Genomic DNA, 17,923 nt, shown 5'->3' on the forward strand with positions numbered 1-17,923 from the left:
GTGGATGCGCTGGTGTGCGGGAGGTCGGCGGTGCGGCTCAGGTCAGAGGTGCTGCCGTGGCGAGCTGGGAGGCCAGGTGGACCTGGCCGAACCCTTCGGCGAGCAGCTGCTCGAAGCTGGGCAGCTGGGCGTGGAGGTCGCGGACGATGTGCGTCGGCACCACGCGGTCGCGGCTGGCGTTCTGCGCCTCCACGGTGTCAAGCGGGACGTCGAACAGGACGGCCACGGTGGGGCGCTGCCAGTAGCGGGCGCGGGCCAGCAGCCCGGTTCTGACGTGTGCGAAGACGTTGGTGGCGTCGGCCAGGATGATGAGGCCCCGGGCGAGCCGGGCGTCCAGGAGCAGGTTCTGGATCTCGGCTGCGACGGGCGTTGCGCTCTGGTCCGCTTCGGAGTCGGTGGCGGCCAGGCGGTAGAGATCGAGGCAGATGCGCCAGCTGGCGGGGTAGCGGGCGGCGAAGGTGGACTTGCCGCAGCCCGGTGGGCCGATCAGCGTGCACAGGGTCCCGGCGGGAAGGGTCAGCGGGTGCATCGGGTCCTTCGGCGGGGATGCGAGCGGCCCGGCCGTGGTGGCCGGGCCGTTGGGGCGGTGGGCGTGGGTCAGGCGGCGGCCTGTCCCGTGTCCGTGTCCGCGGGCGTCTCGTACGGGGCGGTGAGCGTGTCGAGCGCGCGGCGGATACGGGCGGCGACACCGAGGACGTAGTCGCGGTGCCGGTCGGCGGTCATGTCGACCTTGTACGCAGCGAGTTCCTGCTCCGGGGTGCCGACCGTGCTCTGCAGGCGCTCCAAGTGGAACGCGGCCCCGGCCATCTCGGTGATCATCTGGGTCTCCACGCCGGAAACGCGACTGGCCAAGGCGCAGTCGGTCTTCGGGCGCTCGGGGGTGTGACCGGTGATGCGCATGGCGGTCGTCATCTTGCAGCTCCAGGGGTTCGGCGGGGTGGGCTGACGTGCCCCCGCACCGTCCCGGCCGGGAAGGGCCGGGACGGCACGGCGGCAGGTCAGGCCCGGCCGGCGGCCGCAGCGGGCACCTGCCGCTGGGCTTCAGCCTCCTGGCGGCGGTGGTTGCGCACGACCTTGCCCATGATCTTCTGGGTGACCTTCTCCGCTTCGTCCTCGCGCGCCACGAGCTCCTTGTAGAGCTTCTTGAGAGCGGCCTTGTTGAGCACGTGCGTGCCCATCTCGTGGCGGGCGAGGGCGATCTGCGCGTCGGGGCCGCCCTTGCGGCACAGCTGGTCGACTTCGACCATCGCGTAGACGAGGGTGGGGCCGATCTCCTGTCCCTTGCGGCGCCGCAGCCGCTGGGCGTTGAGGAAGATCCGGATGGAGCTGTTGGGACCGGCCACGGTGACGGCGTAGATGTCGCCGGGGCGGGCGGTCAGGGACAGCACCTTGTCGCGCCACACCTCGTACTTGATGCCGGCGGCCACACCCAGCGACTGGACGACCAGGCCGGAGAGCTTGTTGGTCTTGATGACCACGAGTTCGACGGGGACGACCGGGCGGCGGCCGTAGTGGTCGCGGACCAGTCGCTGGGCGACGGGCACGGTGCGCTCGATGTCGGCGGTGATCTTCTTGGAGACGAACAGGCCGCTTCGCCGGATGGTCATCTGGTCCAGCTGCTTCTTCTTGTGGAACTGCACGTGGGCGTCCTTCCGGAGACGGAGAGCGAGCGGGCTGAGGGGCTACCGCACCGCCCCGACCCGCGTGGTGCGGGTCGGGGCAGCACGGGCAGTCCGTCAGGCCGCGGACAGGCCCCGGGTGTCACCGTCGTCGGTGTCGTCGACGGGAACGGCCACGGGGAGACCTGCGGCGCGGGCGGTGAGGTGCTGGTGGATCTGGGCGAGGCTGGTGATCTGGACGCTGTCGTCCTCGCTGTCGCCGCTCAGCAGCGTGAACTCATTGGTGATCGTGCCGTAGTGGCCCTCAATCCCGCGGAAGTACAGGGCCAGGCCGGGCGCGAGGTGGTAGCGGGCCTCGCCGTTCTCGAAGCCCTGCCAGCGGTCGGCCTGGGACAGGAGCGAGCTGCCGCTTTCATCGAGCGTGACCATGACGCCGTGGGCGGCCCGGGCGGCGGCGTCCTGCACGGCGGCGTCCGCGACCAGGGCGATGCCGTCGTCCAGGGTGGCGGCCGGCGCCGGGGCCTTGGTGCTGGTGCGGGAGGGCCAGCCGTAGGAAAGCTCGTTCAGGCGCTTGCTGATCGGGCTGGTCGTCCAGTCGAGGAACTGGGACGCGCCGATGGCGAAGATGACGGCCAGGACGGCGGCGCCGATCCGGCTGTCGTGCGCGGACAGGCTGTGCCGCAGCGGGCTGTAGGCGAGGTCGGCGGTGACGCCGGCCACGAACAGGACAGCCGCCACCTTGGTCAGGCTGAGGGCCTCAGCGCCGACGCGGGCTGTCGCCTGGCGCAGTTCGTTGTTCATCATGAAGGGGTGTGCCTCTCTCTTCGGGTCGTGGTGCGATCGGAAGGTGAGCGGTGCGTCTCCTGCGGGGCGGCCTGGTTGTGGTGACCGGTCGGCCGCCCCGCGGGGGTCTCATGCGGCGGCGTCGCCGACGGGCGCGAGGGCGCGGACGGTGTCGGCCAGGGCCACGGTGTGCTCGTGGCCGTGGTCGACGACCAGCTCCAGGAGCTCGAGGACGCCGGGGTCGATCCCGCCGCGCTCGCGGGCGGCGGTCAGGACGTTCTCCAGCAGCAGGACCTCGCCCAGGACGCTGGCGCGCACGCTGAGGGCGACGTCCACGAGGCTGGCGGCCGACGGGATACGCCGGTCGGCGTGGGCGGAGTAGGCCGCCTCGGACTGCGCGGTGAGCCGCTCGTCCATCGGGTGCGGCTGCGGGGTGCGGTGGCCGAACCGCTCAGCGGCGCGGCGCATGAGGTCCTTGCGGTCGGTGAGGGACTGGACGTTGGACACGGGCTCCTCCTTGGAGGGTGCCGGTCCCCGGCCTGGGTGGCCGGGCGGACACCGCCTGGCCCCACCCGGCTGCGGGAGCGGGGTGGGGGCGACGGAGACCGGCCGGTCAGCGGTCACGCGAAGAGGAGGGCGGTTGCACCGGCGGCCGCGAGCAGGGCGAGTGAGGCGAGGATCAGGTCGATGGCCCATCGCAGCTGCACGTACTTGCCGAGCGCGATCTGGGACAGGACGCGCAGCCGGGCGACGCGGGCGTCGACGGTGAGGCTGGCGAGGATCTCCCGGTCGTCCTTCAACCGCGCCCAGTACGGGAACGACGCGGCGTCGTCGCCTTTGAGGCGGGGGCGGACGACCAGCAGGAGCAGGACGGCGGCCGCGCCCAGGGCGAGCGCGGCCGCCGTCCCGAAAACCTTCGCCGCGAGCGGGAGTCGCGTGTCGTAGGCGCCGACGACAGCGGCCAGAACCACACCGTCGAACGCGAGTAACAGCGACGCCTTGCTGTCGGTGCGGGTGATCTTCGCGTCGGTGTCACGGATGGCGGCGTCCAGGTTCTTGTCCAGGTCGCACGACGTCAGCAGGAGCGCGGTGTCGGGGGCGGCGGTCATGCCTCGTCCCCGTTCGCGTCGGCGTGCTCCAGGACCAGGACGGCGTAGCTGGAGTCGCCGCTCGCGACCAGGCGCATGGCCTGGGAGAGGTACGCCCAGCTGTCGGCGCGGCCCGTGTGGTACGGGCACATCTGCGCGAGCGCGTCGCACGCGGCGCACAGCTCCGGGTCGGTGTGGTGCTTGGGCAGTCCGTCCATGAGCAGCTTCACGCGGTCGCGTAGCTCCGTGTACTCGCTGATGAGCAGGGAGAGGGAGGCGGCGGCGTTGCCGTCGATGCGGGCGAGGGCACGCTGGCCGTCCTGCGCTGATTCGAGCATGTGGTTCTCGGTGTCGATGCCGAGGGTCATGGTCGGTTCCCTTCTGGCCGGGCTGTCCGGCTCCCCGTCACCACCCGGCCCGACGGTCGGCGGGGCGGGTGGATCAGGCAACCGTCAGGTCAGCACTCGGGGTTCAGGCCGTCGCGAGGGCCTGGTCGGGGATGCTGTCGTTCGGCTTCGGCTCCGTCGGCTCGGGCAGAACCCAGCAGTCCCGCGCGTGCAGGGTGGCTTCCGTCCGGGCGCCGTTGCGGTCCGCGCGGCCGAACTCGTGGCTTTCGCCGCAGCCGAGGCAGGTCCACGGGTAGACGGTGACTCCGGAGTCCTTTGTCTTCCGTACGACGGTGAGTGCGCCGGTGCGGGTGTGGATCCGCATGACCGTGCCGGCCGGGACGGGCGTGTCCGGGTCTTCGGCTCCGGTCACCTCCACGAGCGCGATCCACAGCCGCGCTTCCTCGATCATGTGGTCGCGCAGCTCGCCCCGTTCGGTGCGCACGGCTCGCAGGAGCCGGGCGGCTTCGTCGCGTATCTCGCTGCTGTTCATGTGCTCCTCCCATGTCGCCGGGCTGTCCGGCTCCCCGTCACCACCCGGCCCGACGGTCGGCGGGGCGGGTGGATCAGGCAGCCGTCAGGACCGGCGGTCACACGGCGGAACGTTGATCACGGGCCGGAGGGACAGGCCGCGCAGCGCGAAGAGGCTGCCGATCGTCCAGGCGAGGGCGGCCAGACCTGCGGCGACGGTGCGGCCGGCGGCGGGAGCTGACGACCACACCATGAGCACCGTGGCCGTGCCGTGCGCGATGAAGGTCAGCCGGGCGCCGACCGCTTTGGTGAGCCAGGCCCATACGAGGGAGGCGGCGCCGACGCCCAGCCAGATCCCGAACGCGCTGGAGGCGGTGACCGGCAGCCCGGCCGTGTGCGCGGTGAGGTAGGCGTGCACGGGGTCGGTGACGGTGGCGGCCCACTGGGTGGCCCATGACCAGTCCTGGTGCCGGGACCAGTCGATGGCCATGGGGATGGCCACCTTGAGGATGACCACCAGGGTGAGGATGCCCAGGACGACGCCGGCGGCGAGGGCGCCGGGCGGGATGTCGTCGCGGGTCCGTATGGGCGTCGGCCTCGGCATCGTGGTGGCCGGACCCGGGTGTCGGCGGGGCGGCTGGCGCTTGCTGTCGTCGATGGTCTCCATCGGCGGGACGGCGTCGGGCTGTTCGGGGTTGGGGCTGGCGGTGGGCTCGCTCACCAGGGAGCTCCTTCGGCGGATTGGGTGTCTGCTGGACGGAGTTGGCGGGGGCTGGCTGTCCGGCTCCCCTCACCGCCCGCGTGGTGTCGGGCGGATCGGGCAGGTGGCAGCCGCGGTTCAGGCCGACGCGGGGGTGTGGGAGGTGCTGAGGACTCCCAGGTGCTCCAGGGCCTGCTCCACGTGGTCGCCGGCGGCCGTGATGCTCTCGGCTGCGGCGTACAGGTTCTGCGCGGCCCGCCGGACGCGGATGTCGCGGTCGGCGTGTACGTACAGGTGGTCGGCGAAGGCCCGGGTCAGCTCGCCGAAAAGCAGGGGGAGGGTGATGTCGCAGTCCGGGTCGCCGGAGGTGAGTTTGAGCAGCAGGTCGACGGCGGGGTCGTAGTCCAGGCCGCCGTGGACGAGCGCGCCCAGCTGCTCGAGGGCGAGCATGGCGATCTGCCCGGCGCGGCTGACGGCGACGCGGTCGGAGCGAGGGTTGCTGGTCATCGCGGTGCCCCTGTCAGGCGGCGTTGTTCAGTGCCACGGCCCGGCAGGTTTCGGCGTGGGACTGTGCCCAGCGGCGCATCCGGCCGCCGTTCCAGTCGTCGCTGATGTAGCGGTGGCGGGCGTCGGGGGAGTCGTAGACGCCTTCGCTGAGGACGGCGTCGTCCTCGTTCTTCTCGCCGCAGCCGGTGCAGCCGGCGACCAGTCGGAGGTCGACGATGCGGCTGCCCACGCCGCCGCGGCGGCCGGCGTCGGTGACGAGCAGGGTGATGTCCACGTGGGCGCCGGTCTGGTTCAGGTAGCGGCCGACGACGCCGCTCGGCTCGGGGCGCGGGTTCTCGGTGAGCTTGCCCTTGAGCCGCTCGATCTCCTGGTTGAGTTCCCTGACCTTGTCGCTGGCCTTCCGGGTGGCCGTCTGCGCGTCGAATGTGCGCTGGTTGGCCTCGCGGACCTGGGCGACTCCGTCCGCGAGTTCCTTCGCGGTGGCCTTCAGCAGCTTCTCCAGGTCGCGCTCCAGCTCCCCGATCTTCCGCTGTGCGGCCTCGAGTTCCTTCTCCAGCCGGTCGCTCTTGGAGCGGGCGAAGGGCAGTGCTCCGGCGTGCGATTCCAGCTCACGCAGGCGGGGCGTGCTCACGATCTGAGGCATGGCGGGCGTCCTCTCTGGGGCGCGGGGTTGGGTGGCGGCTGGTCTGGACGGTTCTCTTCACCGCCCGTGCGGGACGGGCGGATCAGGCAGCCGTCAGGCCTTGGCGGGGTGCTGGGAGTGGTCGGTGGCGAGTTCCTTCAGCCGGGCGACGCGCTCGTCCGGCTGGTTCGTGGCGCGGATCTCGACGCCGCAGCCGGGCTCCGGGCACACGAACAACTCGCTGTGCGTGGCCTGCTCGAAGCGGGTACCGAGCCCCATGCCGGCGCTGATGACCGCGAGGACGACGGAGATGATGACGAGGGTGTCGACGCCGTGGTCGGCGAGGTCGCGGGCGATGAACGCGGCCCATACGGCGGCGACCACGACCGTGGCCGCTTCGACGGGGCGGGGCATCTTGGACTTGGGCACGGGCGGGACTCCTTCGAGATGGCGGTTGTCGTGGCGGGGTCAGGCAGCGGAGATCCACTCGGTGGAGGCAGTGGTGTAGTCGCGGGGATCGGCGGGCGTGCCGTCGTAGCACTCCAGGCAGCTGCCGAGGGTGCGCAAAGGGAGGCACCGGAAGTACCGCCTGGAGCACTTCGGGCACGTCTGGCGCCGGGCCATCGCCTTGTCGAGCGCGGCTTCTTGAGCCAGCGTCGGTATCCGCTTCGGGACGGCGAGGTCGATCCGGTACAGGTAGGCGACGCGCTTACCGCCGCGGCATTCGATCTGGACGACGGGGTCGTTGCCACGGCCGGGGCTCAGGCCCATCGCGCGCAGCTGGCGGCGGGTGGCCAGGCCTTCGGGGGCCTGGCGCCACTTGTACGTGGGGATGGCGCCGGAGCTGGTGGCGTATAAGTCGACGTCCCGGACGACCGGCTCATCGGCCGGGGGCGTCGGTTCAGCGGCGGCGGCCACGGTTGTGTCCGCGGCCGGTGTGGACCTGGACGCGGGCGCGGCCCTTGGCGTTGACGTTGATGGTGTCGCCACGCGAGCGAGAGCCGGAGCCGATGCTGAACATCTTCAGGACGATGAAGCCGACCAGGCCCGCCAGGCCGATCAGCCCGATGGTGGCGAGCGCGTGGAGGAGTTCCACGATCGCGTGCATCAGGAAGTACAGGCCGACGCCGCTGATGCCGACGATGAAGGCCACCAGGGCGGCCTTGATGAGGAGCGGGGAGACCAGCGGCTGCGGGGCCGGGGCGGGCGGCGGGGTGTAGTAGGCGACCTGCTGTCCGGCCGGGCCGGGGACGACGACCACGCCGTCGATGCCGGCAGTCGACGGGTAGACGACCGTGTTCTGCGGCAGCGGGACGACGTGCTGGCCGAACGCGGGGACGGGTGCCTGCCCGTACTGCGGCGGCAGCGGGGTCGGCAGGTAGGTGGTCTGGGGCTGCTCGCCGTAGGACGGCATGATGGTGTCCTCCTCGATGGGGGAGCTCGGGCGGTGTCATTGGCGTGAAGCGCCCGGGGAGGCTTCGGCCTCTTCACCGGCCCCCGAGGTGGCTTCAACATCTCGGGGGTCAGTGGAGCTGTCGAAGCTCAGTCGGGGATGCGGCCGAAGCGCATCGGCATCAGCGGCTCGCTGCGGAGCAGGATGGTCGGCGGGTGCTGGGGGCCGGCCGTGGAGAGCAGCTCGAAGGGCTCGTCCGGGTGCTCGGTGAAGTCGAACGTGATGTCCACGTCGTTGTCCTCCTGTTCGCCGGGCGCGCTCACGCCGCGCCCGCGGTGTCGCTGTCGGTGGCGTCGTCGGTGGCGAAGACTTCGAGTTCGTCGGCGAGCACGCTCTCCTTGAACCCGGCCTCGTTTTCGAGGCGCTTCTTGACCTCGCGGACACGATCGCCGACCCAGGTCTCGCCCTTGCCGTAGTGCTTCGCGAGGCCGTCCAGGTCGGGGGTGACGTTGGTCAGGAAGCACTTTGCGACGTAGCGCTCAGCCTCGTCTCGCTGCTGCGCGCGCACATCGCGAGGGACCCGGCCGTCACTTTCCGAGGCGGTCAGGGCGGGGACGGCAGTGAGCGCGGCCCCGTTTTCCGAGGAACTTCCCGAGGTGCGCCCCGCAGAAATCGAGGCGCGGCCGGTGCCGTTTCGCGAGGCGCTTTCCGAGGTGCCCCGGGTGCGGGCGGCGGTCCGCTCCAGAGCGCGCTGCCGCTTGAGGCGTTCAGCCTCCTCCAGGGCGCGGGCCTCAGCCGCAGCCTTGATCTTTTCGGCTTCCGCCTTGGCTTCTGCCTCCTTGCGCAGCGCCTCAGCCTGGGCTTCTGCCGTGGTGATCTCTGCGCGGCGGGTGGCCTCACGGTCCTGCTCAGCCTGCTCCAGCTCCCACCGCTCGCGGCGCTGCTGCGCCTCGATCTCTGCCTGGGTCTTGCGTCGCCTGGCCTCGATTTCCGCGTTGCGTTCAGCGAGTTCGAGGCGCTCGCGTTCTGCCTCGATTTCTGCGCGGCGGGCTCGGGCGGCAGCCTCGCTTTCTGCCGCGATCCGCTCGCGTTCGAGCCTCGCGTTTTCCTCGCGCTCTGCGCGGTCGGCCTCGCGTTTGGCGGCCTCGCGCTTCTCGGCTTCCTCACGTTCGCGTTCTGCGCGGGCTCGATTTGCGGCGGCCTCGCGTTCTGCGGCGGCCGTCGCCTCGAACTGCGCGATGATCGCGGTGAGTTCGCCGCGCCGCCGGGTGGCGTACTTGCGGTAGCCGGTGGCGGCTTCGGCGAGCAGGATCAGCAGGGCGGGGGCGACGGAGTGGAGCAGGATGCCGCCGGCGTCGGGCTTCTGGGGGATGAAGTGGAAGTGGCCGTCGGGGTAGAGCGACGTCCAGCAGTTCATGACCCAGGTGGACAGGCCGGCCGTCCAGCGCAGCAGGAACGGCCAGCCGCCGGGCTTGTAGTCGCCGCCGTGTTCGGCGAGGACGCCGTCGACGTACAGGACGGTGATCAGCGCGAGGCTGGCCAGCGGGTCCAGCATCCAGGCGATGTACCAGGGAATCTCGTGGGAGACGCCGAACCGGGTCACATTCACACAAGTGAAGATCAAAGCGCCGCCCCCGAGGGTGAGCAGCGCTTTGGTGACCATGGCCAGGACCTCGTCCAGTTTGGCCATGGACTTGCGGGCCTTGTTGGCGTCGTCGGCAGTGACTGGGGTGGGGGTTCGGGGCGGGCCGGCCGCCTTCGGCCGGGGAGCGGTCGGGGCGCTCATAATGGTTACCTTCCGTAGTGTTCGCGCAGTGTTCGGAGAGGGTGTGCGGCGCACTGTTCGCGGGTGACAAACCGGTATCTTCCGGACTGTGTACGCGAGAACACCGGGGAGTTTCTTAGGGAGGGAGAGGGGCGAACAGTTCGCGGTGCGCGCACTGTTCGCCCCTCGAATGTGACTACTCTCCGTTGTTGTCGGCGAGGGGAGAGCGGATCAGGTCGTACGATCCGTAGCCCTCCTCTGACTCGTCCTTGGAGATCACGCCGTCCTTGAGGAGCCGGGTCCGTAGACGGTTCCACCACGAGCGGGGCTCCTCCAGGTCGACCCGCATCCAGATGTGGTTGAGCTCCTTCGGCTGGAACGAGTCCTTGCCTTCGCGAACCCAATCGTCAAGCTGAGCAAAGATGGCGTCGCGGGCGTCGTCGCTGCTCAGTTTGTCCTCGTCCTCGCACGCGCCCGGCAGGTTGAACACCGGGGCGTCGTCGGCGGGGGCCTCGATCTCCTGCTCCACGCTCAGGTGGTCGTACTCACCCGGCTCGGGGTCGGAGTCGAGGATCTTCTGCAGTTCGTCGTCCAAGTCCTCGGTCTCCTTACGGATCAGTTCCTCGACTTCCTCTGCGTCCAGGGCCATGGCCTCGTCCTCGTCCTCGTCGGTGCCGTGCTCGGAGGCCGGCGCCGCCTCAGCGGGCTGGGACGCGGCGGGCGGGGCCGGGTGGTGCGGCTCCTGGGGGAGGTCGGCGGCGTCGTCGGCCTCCAGCAGGGGAGTGGTGAAGAACGTGCGGTTGGTCCACAGCGCGCCGAACGCCCCGGCGGTCACCTCGTCCATCGGGGTGCGGACGTTCATGCCCGCGGTGACGGCGGCGGCGAGCTGGGCGCGGTCGGCGTTGTAGGTGCGGGCGACGACCGCCCAGCGGTCCTCCTTGATGCCCATGCCGGCCGCGTAGAGGTAGCCGGCCTTGCGATTGCCCCAGCCGGGGAACGCGCCGGCCTCGATCGCCTCGGGCGGCAGGATGTACTGGGCGTCCGCGCCGTCGGTGAGCCCGTAGGCCATGCCGGCGGGGTGGTTGGAGCGGGCGGTGGTGTCCATCTGGTCGTGCGTGGCGCGCTGGATCGACGACAGGAACCAGCCGCCGGTCGACCGCAGGGTGCGCAGCACCTTGGAGTAGGCCTCGCCGTCGGCGAAGTCGGCCGCCTCCTCACCGATGATGATCAGGAAGTTCAGGCCGCAGCCGGGCTTCCACTTCGACAGGCCCTTGGAGCCGAGGTAGTCGGCGCGGGCCTTGATGACGGTGTGCAGCTGCTTGAAGAAGCGGCGCGCCTCGGCTTCGGTCTGGATGACCATGTCGGCGGCGTGCCGGACGTGCCCGTAGTCCTGCTGGAACTTCGAGCAGTTGATGATGATGGTCGACACCTCGGTGCGGGTGGCGGCGTCGCCCACGAGGGTGCAGTTGCCCTGGGTCTTGCCCGCACCGTTGGTGCCCTGGGCGATGGCGTGCTCCACGTTGCCGTTGCGCAGCTCCTGGGGGTCGCGCAGGACACCGGGCAGGTTGACCTTGAGCGTCTCGCCGTCCTCGTAGCGACCGAGGTTGAGCGGGGAGTCGCCGATGCTCGTGCCGAACGCGCTCGGGCCCGGCCAGGGGAAGCCGTTCTTGAGGAGGTCGGCGACCTGGACGCGCATCGTGATGTCGCCGGAGTCGTCGTCGTTGACGGTGTGGGTGATGCGGCCCTGCCCCAGGCGCAGGACGGAGGCCAGGGCCGGGATCTTGCGGGCGAGTTCGTCGGCGGTCGCCCCGTCCTTCGCCCTGACCTTCGCCACGACCGTGCCCTTGCCGTTGGACTTGGCGTCCTCGAGCTCCTGCTTGGCCAGGCCGATCTCCGACTCCAGCTTCTCCCACTTGGAGGCGCTCTTCTCGGAGCCCGCCTTGTAGAACTTCGACCAAAGGTTGTTGGCGGCCGCCATCCCGACGCCCCCGAGGAACCAGGCCCCGGCGGTCGCCGCGCTGTCGACGCCGACGACGGTGCCGAGCGTGGCGGCCGCGGTGACGGCCCCGGTGTTGACCTGGTGCCAGATCCGCTGGTCCTTGGGGCGCTTGGCCTTGTTGTCGATGTGGGACATCAGGCGGCACACGGCGGTGCCGGTGCCGGCCACACCGAGCGCGGCCAGCGCCAGGGTGGTGGGGTTGCCTTCGAGCACGACGTGGGCGAGCTCCACCGGGAGGTATCCGCCCAGTACGACCGCCCAGGGGCCGCCGTAGGTGAGACGGGCCCCGCGGCTTTCCTGGACCTCTTCCTCGGTGCGGGTGTCGATCTTCTTCGAACGGGATGCGCGGCGTGCCATTTAGGCGGCCTTTCCTGCTTCGCCGGGCTTGCCGGCAGATCCGGAGTTCGGCTTGTCGCCGATGGAGAACCCGGGACGGCCCTTGCCGCCCTTGCCCTTGCGGGCCTCGGCTTCGGCCTCCTGCTCGGGCTTGATGAAGTGCTTGACGAAGGAGGCGTACATCTTCACGCCGCTCAGCCCGAGCACCTTCGCGGCGCTCGCGCCGCCCTTGAGGTGCGCGCCGACCAGCTTGGCGCGGAGCTTGGACTGGAGGCCGAAGGTGTACCACTTGCCCTTGTACTGGCTGAGGATCGCCGTGATCATGTCGGCGTCCATACCGACCCTCATGTACAGCTCCAGGCCGATCGCCCGCAGGATCCTCGCGTACCGGTAGAGGTCCCTGTCGTTGCGGAACTCGATCTTTTCGAGCTGCTGGATCAGCTTGACCAGGTCGGAGCCGATCTTCTCGTCGGCGCTGCTCTCGTCACTCATGAAGTTCCTTCCGGAAGGCGGGGTGGGGGTCTCGCACGCGGGGGCTGTCACCTCCCTGCGGTCCCGGGCCCGAAGGCCCGGAGCCACAGGCAGACGGCAGGTTCACCGGTTCCTGGCCTGGTTGCTTCCTGCGTGCTGCACCGCCGTGGCGATGCCCTGGCCGATCCCGTCGATCGCGGCCGACAGCGGTGACGCCGCCAGGGCGTAGCCGCAGACCAGCGCGCAGATCAGGGCGCCCATCTGGATGTCCGCCCGCCAGCACAGCCATGTGAGGAAGGCGAAGAGCAGGAACAACGGGACAGTGATCATCAAGTCCTCCTTGGCGCAGGGGAGTTGGGATGTGCTCCTCAGCCATCACGGGGAGGGCCGAACCAGGGCCGGCCTCCTGGGAGCCGGAGGCCGGCCGTGGAGCGGTGCAGGGGTGGGAAGTCCCTGGTGCTCCCCGCCGTCCCCGGCGGCCGACGGCGGCCCCGGAGGCGACAGGCAACATCGGGAAGGGCGGGGGTTAGGCGGCCGCTGCGAAGAGCAGGTTGCCGATCGGCCGGTGCGGGGCGATGACGCGGCCGTCGGGCAGGAGCTCACCGGTGTCGTCGAACAGCAGGACGCCGTTGCACAGCAGCGACCAGCCCTGTTCGGGGTGGTGGGCGACGATGTGCGCGGCCTCGCGGTCGGGGCTGTCCGCCGACGGGCACGGGGTCTGGTGGTGGCACTCAGATGTCGTCATGGGGTCAGTCCCTCTTCGTTGAGGCGCGGGGTGAGATCGAGCGGGGGTCCTCCGACGCTCTCCACCGTCAACGGCACGCCACGAGCGGGCCGTTGGCGTCTGGGCAACGCGGGAAGTCGCGGGCGGTCAGGGCTGCTTCAGTCCCCGGATCTCCGTCTCGAGCCGGGCGATCAGGTCGGCCAACTCCTGGCGGCGGGCGCGGGAGGGGCTGCCCTGGGTGAGCTCGCGCCGCGCGGCGGTGAGCCGGTCGGTCGCGCGCTGGAGCGGGGTGCGCGGGTCGGTGGGCACCGGGCGGGTACCGGCGATCAGGTCGGGCACGGGAGGCTCCTTCGGGTCAGACGACGGGGCGGTAGAGGGCGGGGCGGGTGCGACGCATCTGGTCCTGGGCGAGCCCGGAAATCCGGGCGGTGAGCTTGCGGCCGGCGTCGCACGGCGAGTCCTGCGTGCACGGCGAGCAGGTGGCGCGGTGCTCGGTCAGGGCCGCGCGCAGCTGCCCGTACAGCTGCGGCTGCGGACCGGCCGCCTGGCGGGTGATGCGCCGGATGCGCTGACGCAGTTCGATGACGGTGGAGCAGCGGCCCACCCGGCACCGGACGCAGTCGCTCTGCAGGTGCTCGGTGAGCTGCTCGTTCAGCGACCCAACCGCGGGGATCAGCTGGCCCGGCGCCATCTGCGAGGGCGTCGGCGCGGCCTGGGGGCGGGGCTTGCGGACCGGGTTGGTGGTGCGTCGGCCGGACGCGGTGGTCTCCGCTTCGTGCAGCTTCTCGGACCACTGCTCGGGGGTGATGTCCATCTCGATGCGCTGGGCGCTGCCGGGGCAGCGCCGGCCGTTGGACGGCTTGGACGACGTGGTGTCGTCGCGGTAGCGGCGGGCCTCGGGCTTCGGCTGCTCCACACCGTCGCGGTGCGGGTGGATCATCGACCGGGTCAGCCGACGCCAGCTGTCGCAGTCGGGGCAGACGACCGAGGTCTCGCCCTCGCGCAGGTTGAGGTTCTCGGGGCGAAGGCTGCTGGCCTTGATCGGGGTGCGGCCGTTATGGCGCATCGAGTTGACTCCCTGGGTAGCGATTGCGTTCTCCTTCGACCAGGAGCCGGGCGGGGCCCGGACTTCCTGGCCGGCGGGCAGCGCAATTGGCTGCGGGTGGCTCACCTGGCTGTGCTCCGGGGGACCTCGTCGAACTCGTCACCCCGGCCGCGCGTGGAAGCGGCGGTCAGCCAGACATATGAAGTTGATCGGGAGGGACCGTGGGTCCGGCTCCCTCATCCGGCGCCGCCCGCAGGGGCGGTGCCGGGTGGGGGAGCCGGGTCCGAAGACCCGGCGGGCAGGGTCAGGCCGCGAGCGGGACCGGTGCGGAGACCCGAGCGTCGGCGGTGGGGATCGGGCGGAGCATCTGCGCGCCGACGGACCGGGCCGCGCCCATCAGCTCCTCGCGGATCCACACGGCGATCGACGGCTCCAGGGCCTCCAGCAGTCGCTCGCGGACTCGCTCGGTGATCGACGGGTCGGCCGCGACGATGTCCCGGGCCGCGTCCCTGCGAGCCGCGAACTCGAATCCGACCTCGTCCTGGGCCTTGGTGCGGCCGCCCCGCAGGCCGGCCTCGGCGTCGAAGCGGGCCAGCTCACCCGGGGTCACGAACTCGTACATCTCCAGCGGCGTACCGAACACGACGTCCAGGTCGACGTTGCCGAACTCCGGGAGGTCCACCTCGATGGCCTCCAGGAGAGCCGCGGTCTCGCTGTCGAACTCCTCGAGGAAGCTGGCGTCGGGCGTGGAGATCGGGTTCATGGGGCGTTTCCTCTCGCATGGGGTCTGACCTGGCGTTTCGGAGCGATGGATCGAGCACAGCAGCATGAAGTGATCAGAAGGTCGCTTGGGGTGACCTCGCTGCGATGTCCTCAGTGAAGCAAATCTCTCTATAGAGGTCAACCTCTCACTAGTGAGAAGTGAAGGGATCAGGCCACAATACGTCGCCACCGCCAACAGCACCCCCGTACGATCAGCTCTATAGAGAGCCGATACCGAGGAGACGTATGAGCCGCGAGACGAGAGCTGGTCAGCCCAAATACCTGCGCATTGCCGCAGAGCTGAGGGCCGCCCTCGAACGCGGCGACTACCAGCCCGGGGACCGCCTTCCAGGCGAGAACACCCTGGCGGCTGACTTCGAAGTTGCCCCTCTGACCATGCGGCAGGCGCTTGGCGTGCTCCGCAACGAAGGCCTCGTCGGTTCCCGCAAGGGAGCCGGCTGGTTCGTCGAGTCCTTCCAGCCAATCCGCCGGCGCGGCATTCCCCGACTGGCGCGTGGCCAATGGGGAAGCGGCAAGACCATCTGGTCCGCAGACGATCGCCGCGCACCGGACGTCGATCAGATCACCGTGGCAGAGGATGTCCCACCTCCTCAGCACATCAGCGACATGTTCGAACTGGGGCCTGGCGAGACCGTCTGTGTACGCAGCCGCCGGTATGTCATGGAGGGGCGCCCGGTCATGCTCGCGGCGTCGTACCTCCCTCAGTCGCTGGTTGCGGGTTCGCCCATCACTCAGGCCGACACCGGACCAGGGGGCATCTACGCTCGCCTTGCGGATCTTGGGCGTCCTCCGGCTCGGTTCCGAGAGGAGATCCGAGTCCGCATGCCCTCCGCCGAAGAGGCAGCCCGACTGGCTATCCCTGCTGACAGAACCGTCATCAAGTTGGCCCGCACGGCGTTCGACGGTGAAGGGCGAGCGGTTGAGATCAACGAGATGGCCCTGGATTCGGCGGCATACGTCCTGGACTACGAGTTCGACGCATGATTCCGATCCTGCGCTGGCAGTGGCCGGCGACGGCGTACGACGGATCTGGGCCATGTCAGACGAGATTCGGGGGTCGGATATGGAGTTCACCGGTCCCGCCTATCGGATGGCGTGAGAAACGCCCTCAGGATGAGGCCGGTGACGCCGGTGCTGGCCATGGTGGTGATGACGTCGCGGATCACCACGAGCAGCACGGCTGCGACCAGGCCAGCGGTCAAAATCGCGGCAACGCGTATGACCACGGCTCCGGGGCGGCCACGCGGTCGCGGGTCTTCAGTAGGTCTCGTGCATGGGCAGGTGCACGTCGAGGCCGGCCTTGTGACCATGAAGTCGACGTTCCGACCATGCGCGTCCGCCACACTGCACGATGTCTTGTGGGCATGACGAATCTGGGTCATCTCGCTCTCCTGGAGTGGGAGTTGGGGGTTCCGGCCGGTGGAGCCGTCACTCCAGGTGTAGGCGTGAAAAGCAGTGACTTCTACGGTTGCCGTGTATCCGTCGGCCGGATACACGGACTTGGATACATAGAGGGGGCCCGAAATGGGGCAGCGGCCGAATGTGCTGACGCCGGATCAGTCGCCCCAGCACCGCCTTGGTTACGTGATCCGGGAGCTACGCGAGGCGCGCGGTCTGTCCATGCGAGAACTGGCCGCCAAGACGTTTGTTTCGCACTCCAAGGTGCAGCGTTGGGAGAACGGCGACCGCCCCCCGAAGGACCTGGGTGAGATCGAGCTCGTCGACCGGGCGCTCGGCGCAGGTGGGTTCCTGATCGAGTTGTGGCAGGAGATCGGCCGAGGTACCCCTGAGCCCGTCCATGTATCCGATGGCGCGCCCCATGTATCCGATACATCGTTTGGCCTGGCCACGGCCCTGTCGCAGACGGCAGCGTCAGATGGTGAGGGGATCTTTGTCCCTCGGCGTCTAGACGATGGAACGGTGGTGCTCGTGGCACTCGATCGACGCGCGCTCCTGCGCGCCGGCGCGGGGATCAGTGCAGCCGTGGTAGCTGGCTTTCCCATGCCAGCGTCCGCTGCGGTCGCAGATGACCCATTCGACTTCGCGAGAAGCGTGACCGCGAACTGGTCCGGCCTTCGACTGTCCCGTCCGGCCCCTGAGTTCGGTGTCGACTGGCACGCGCTCCTCCCAGGCGGCCGTTCCATGCTCGGCTCCCAGCTCTCGCTGCAGGTCCACCCCGCCCGCGTCGAGGGAAGCCGGGTAATCGTGTCCGTGCCTGAGCAACAACGCGTGGAGGAGTTCCTGGCACGGCCTCATCGCGGTTTGCTGGTCGGGGCGGTCGACACCGGTGGCGTCGCAAGGTTCTACGCTCTGGACGCCCGCGCAGCCCGCGCAAAGATCACAAGGAACGGCGGCGTATGCGAAGTCACGGCTCCTACCGCTTACGAGCTGGATGACCTCACGTACGGCCTCCTGTGGGCCGTCAGCAACTACGATGACGCCCTACAGGCCGATGACCAGGCTCTTGCCGAGACGCGCAGCGATCTCAAGGCGTACGAGCGGCTGTCCGCTTCGGCGGTCAGCCGGGAAGCTGCACCCGGGCTGAACACGGTTGCCCACATGTGGCTGGGCAGCGACTTCTGCGCCCGCCACATCCTTCGTGCGCTGCCGGATCTGCCAGCACTGCCCGCGTTCTGGACCCGGGAGCAGCGAGGGGAGGAGGCCAGCGCATGGCTGATCTTCGATCACAAGTTCCCGTACCTGCGGGAGACCACCAAGGTGCTCGGCAGTACGAGTACCCGAGCCTTCTGCATCCCGGAGGGCATCGTCCGTTCCTCGCCCCGCTACGAACGGATCCTGTTGTTCCTGGCCGTGGCGCTGATGGAGTCGTTGGGGATCCACGCCCAGTTCACGGCTGATCCCGCGTACGAAGCCGTCGAAGGCTTCGTGGTTGCCCCTGACAAGGAAGCCGTGATCGCCAACTGGGTTCGCGGGGACGGGATGTGGCATGTCGATGTGACGGCCCGGTCCTCGGTGGTCAGGGAGTTCACGATCGCGGCGCGCGACGTCAACGCGGACTCGTTCACAGCTGCGCCCACGCCTGCCGGACGGCTCCGTGCTCTCGCCCACTATCTCGATCTGCCGTGGTCGTGGCTGATCGAGCGGTGCGGCCAGCTCGCCCGGTACGGCTCGTCCGGTCTGGTCCAGTCCCGCAGCCGACTCGTCTCAGCGGCCGGCATCGATGCCGCTTGCGCGTACGTGGGATCTCTCCCGTCCGACCACTGACCCCCA

Annotated in this window: 26 protein-coding genes; 2 read left to right on the plus strand and 24 right to left on the minus strand. The window is 69.9% G+C overall.

What is annotated here, in order from left to right; translation table 11 throughout:
- Nucleotides 1-37: 37 nt before the first annotated feature.
- From AB0P24_RS33495 to AB0P24_RS33605, 23 genes are all read right to left on the minus strand, one after another.
- A complete protein-coding gene (locus AB0P24_RS33495; protein ID WP_365800652.1) occupies nucleotides 38-529 on the minus strand; it encodes an AAA family ATPase in 492 nt (163 codons plus the stop codon).
- 68 nt (nucleotides 530-597) lie between these two features.
- Nucleotides 598-912, minus strand: coding sequence for a hypothetical protein (locus AB0P24_RS33500; RefSeq protein ID WP_365800654.1), 315 nt, complete (start codon nucleotides 910-912; stop codon nucleotides 598-600).
- 86 nt (nucleotides 913-998) lie between these two features.
- Nucleotides 999-1,640, minus strand: coding sequence for a hypothetical protein (locus tag AB0P24_RS33505; RefSeq protein WP_365800655.1), 642 nt, complete (start codon nucleotides 1,638-1,640; stop codon nucleotides 999-1,001).
- Nucleotides 1,641-1,736: 96 nt separating this feature from the next.
- Nucleotides 1,737-2,423 (minus strand): hypothetical protein, encoded by a 687-nt coding sequence (locus AB0P24_RS33510; protein ID WP_365800656.1) that lies wholly within the window; start codon nucleotides 2,421-2,423, stop codon nucleotides 1,737-1,739.
- Between the two features lie 108 nt (nucleotides 2,424-2,531).
- On the minus strand, nucleotides 2,532-2,909 hold the full coding sequence (locus AB0P24_RS33515) for a hypothetical protein (protein WP_365800657.1): 378 nt from the start codon (nucleotides 2,907-2,909) through the stop codon (nucleotides 2,532-2,534).
- Nucleotides 2,910-3,022: 113 nt separating this feature from the next.
- On the minus strand, nucleotides 3,023-3,511 hold the full coding sequence (locus AB0P24_RS33520) for a Pycsar system effector family protein (RefSeq protein ID WP_365800658.1): 489 nt from the start codon (nucleotides 3,509-3,511) through the stop codon (nucleotides 3,023-3,025).
- Nucleotides 3,508-3,858: a hypothetical protein gene (locus AB0P24_RS33525; RefSeq protein WP_365800659.1), complete on the minus strand. Its 351-nt coding sequence runs from the start codon at nucleotides 3,856-3,858 to the stop codon at nucleotides 3,508-3,510. Before AB0P24_RS33525 ends, AB0P24_RS33520 begins: the two co-directional genes overlap by 4 nt.
- Before the next feature lie 103 nt (nucleotides 3,859-3,961).
- Entirely contained in the window at nucleotides 3,962-4,369 is a 408-nt protein-coding gene (locus AB0P24_RS33530) for a hypothetical protein (protein ID WP_365800661.1), read from the minus strand.
- Nucleotides 4,370-4,453: 84 nt separating this feature from the next.
- Nucleotides 4,454-5,068 carry a hypothetical protein gene (locus AB0P24_RS33535; protein ID WP_365800663.1) on the minus strand — a complete coding sequence of 205 codons (615 nt, stop codon included), beginning with the start codon at nucleotides 5,066-5,068 and terminating at the stop codon, nucleotides 4,454-4,456.
- 117 nt (nucleotides 5,069-5,185) lie between these two features.
- Entirely contained in the window at nucleotides 5,186-5,554 is a 369-nt protein-coding gene (locus AB0P24_RS33540; protein WP_365800665.1) for a hypothetical protein, read from the minus strand.
- A gap of 13 nt (nucleotides 5,555-5,567) precedes the next feature.
- Entirely contained in the window at nucleotides 5,568-6,197 is a 630-nt protein-coding gene (locus AB0P24_RS33545; protein ID WP_365800667.1) for a hypothetical protein, read from the minus strand.
- A gap of 93 nt (nucleotides 6,198-6,290) precedes the next feature.
- Nucleotides 6,291-6,605: a hypothetical protein gene (locus AB0P24_RS33550; protein ID WP_365800669.1), complete on the minus strand. Its 315-nt coding sequence runs from the start codon at nucleotides 6,603-6,605 to the stop codon at nucleotides 6,291-6,293.
- Between the two features lie 39 nt (nucleotides 6,606-6,644).
- Complete coding sequence (locus AB0P24_RS33555) at nucleotides 6,645-7,010, minus strand: RRQRL motif-containing zinc-binding protein (RefSeq protein ID WP_365800751.1); 366 nt, start codon at nucleotides 7,008-7,010, stop codon at nucleotides 6,645-6,647.
- Nucleotides 7,011-7,077: 67 nt separating this feature from the next.
- Nucleotides 7,078-7,590: a hypothetical protein gene (locus AB0P24_RS33560; protein ID WP_365800670.1), complete on the minus strand. Its 513-nt coding sequence runs from the start codon at nucleotides 7,588-7,590 to the stop codon at nucleotides 7,078-7,080.
- 128 nt (nucleotides 7,591-7,718) lie between these two features.
- Entirely contained in the window at nucleotides 7,719-7,892 is a 174-nt protein-coding gene (locus AB0P24_RS33565) for a hypothetical protein (RefSeq protein ID WP_365800672.1), read from the minus strand.
- Nucleotides 7,889-9,355: a hypothetical protein gene (locus tag AB0P24_RS33570; RefSeq protein ID WP_365800674.1), complete on the minus strand. Its 1,467-nt coding sequence runs from the start codon at nucleotides 9,353-9,355 to the stop codon at nucleotides 7,889-7,891. Before AB0P24_RS33570 ends, AB0P24_RS33565 begins: the two co-directional genes overlap by 4 nt.
- Nucleotides 9,356-9,530: 175 nt before the next feature.
- On the minus strand, nucleotides 9,531-11,690 hold the full coding sequence (locus AB0P24_RS33575; protein ID WP_365800676.1) for a hypothetical protein: 2,160 nt from the start codon (nucleotides 11,688-11,690) through the stop codon (nucleotides 9,531-9,533).
- Entirely contained in the window at nucleotides 11,691-12,161 is a 471-nt protein-coding gene (locus AB0P24_RS33580; protein ID WP_365800678.1) for a hypothetical protein, read from the minus strand.
- A gap of 102 nt (nucleotides 12,162-12,263) precedes the next feature.
- A complete protein-coding gene (locus AB0P24_RS33585) occupies nucleotides 12,264-12,470 on the minus strand; it encodes a hypothetical protein (protein WP_365800680.1) in 207 nt (68 codons plus the stop codon).
- A gap of 196 nt (nucleotides 12,471-12,666) precedes the next feature.
- Entirely contained in the window at nucleotides 12,667-12,885 is a 219-nt protein-coding gene (locus AB0P24_RS33590; RefSeq protein WP_365800682.1) for a DUF5999 family protein, read from the minus strand.
- A 126-nt stretch (nucleotides 12,886-13,011) separates the two neighbouring features.
- Nucleotides 13,012-13,203, minus strand: a complete 192-nt coding sequence (locus tag AB0P24_RS33595; protein WP_365800684.1) for a hypothetical protein — start codon at nucleotides 13,201-13,203, stop codon at nucleotides 13,012-13,014.
- Nucleotides 13,204-13,219: 16 nt separating this feature from the next.
- On the minus strand, nucleotides 13,220-13,930 hold the full coding sequence (locus tag AB0P24_RS33600; protein ID WP_365800686.1) for a hypothetical protein: 711 nt from the start codon (nucleotides 13,928-13,930) through the stop codon (nucleotides 13,220-13,222).
- A 283-nt stretch (nucleotides 13,931-14,213) separates the two neighbouring features.
- Nucleotides 14,214-14,672 carry a hypothetical protein gene (locus tag AB0P24_RS33605; RefSeq protein ID WP_365800687.1) on the minus strand — a complete coding sequence of 153 codons (459 nt, stop codon included), beginning with the start codon at nucleotides 14,670-14,672 and terminating at the stop codon, nucleotides 14,214-14,216.
- A 245-nt stretch (nucleotides 14,673-14,917) separates the two neighbouring features.
- On the opposite strand from AB0P24_RS33605, the gene AB0P24_RS33610 reads away from it, so the two are divergent.
- Nucleotides 14,918-15,676, plus strand: a complete 759-nt coding sequence (locus AB0P24_RS33610; RefSeq protein ID WP_365800689.1) for a GntR family transcriptional regulator — start codon at nucleotides 14,918-14,920, stop codon at nucleotides 15,674-15,676.
- A gap of 86 nt (nucleotides 15,677-15,762) precedes the next feature.
- Here AB0P24_RS33610 and AB0P24_RS33615 read toward each other — a convergent pair whose 3' ends face one another.
- Nucleotides 15,763-15,918 (minus strand): hypothetical protein, encoded by a 156-nt coding sequence (locus AB0P24_RS33615; RefSeq protein ID WP_365800691.1) that lies wholly within the window; start codon nucleotides 15,916-15,918, stop codon nucleotides 15,763-15,765.
- A 298-nt stretch (nucleotides 15,919-16,216) separates the two neighbouring features.
- Here AB0P24_RS33615 and AB0P24_RS33620 point away from each other — a divergent pair, with 298 nt between their 5' ends.
- Nucleotides 16,217-17,917 carry a helix-turn-helix transcriptional regulator gene (locus AB0P24_RS33620; protein WP_365800693.1) on the plus strand — a complete coding sequence of 567 codons (1,701 nt, stop codon included), beginning with the start codon at nucleotides 16,217-16,219 and terminating at the stop codon, nucleotides 17,915-17,917.
- Nucleotides 17,918-17,923: the final 6 nt, after the last annotated feature.

Origin of the sequence: Streptomyces sp. NPDC086519, from assembly GCF_040686075.1 — a bacterium.
GTDB classification, from domain to species: Bacteria; Actinomycetota; Actinomycetes; order Streptomycetales; family Streptomycetaceae; genus Streptomyces; species Streptomyces shenzhenensis.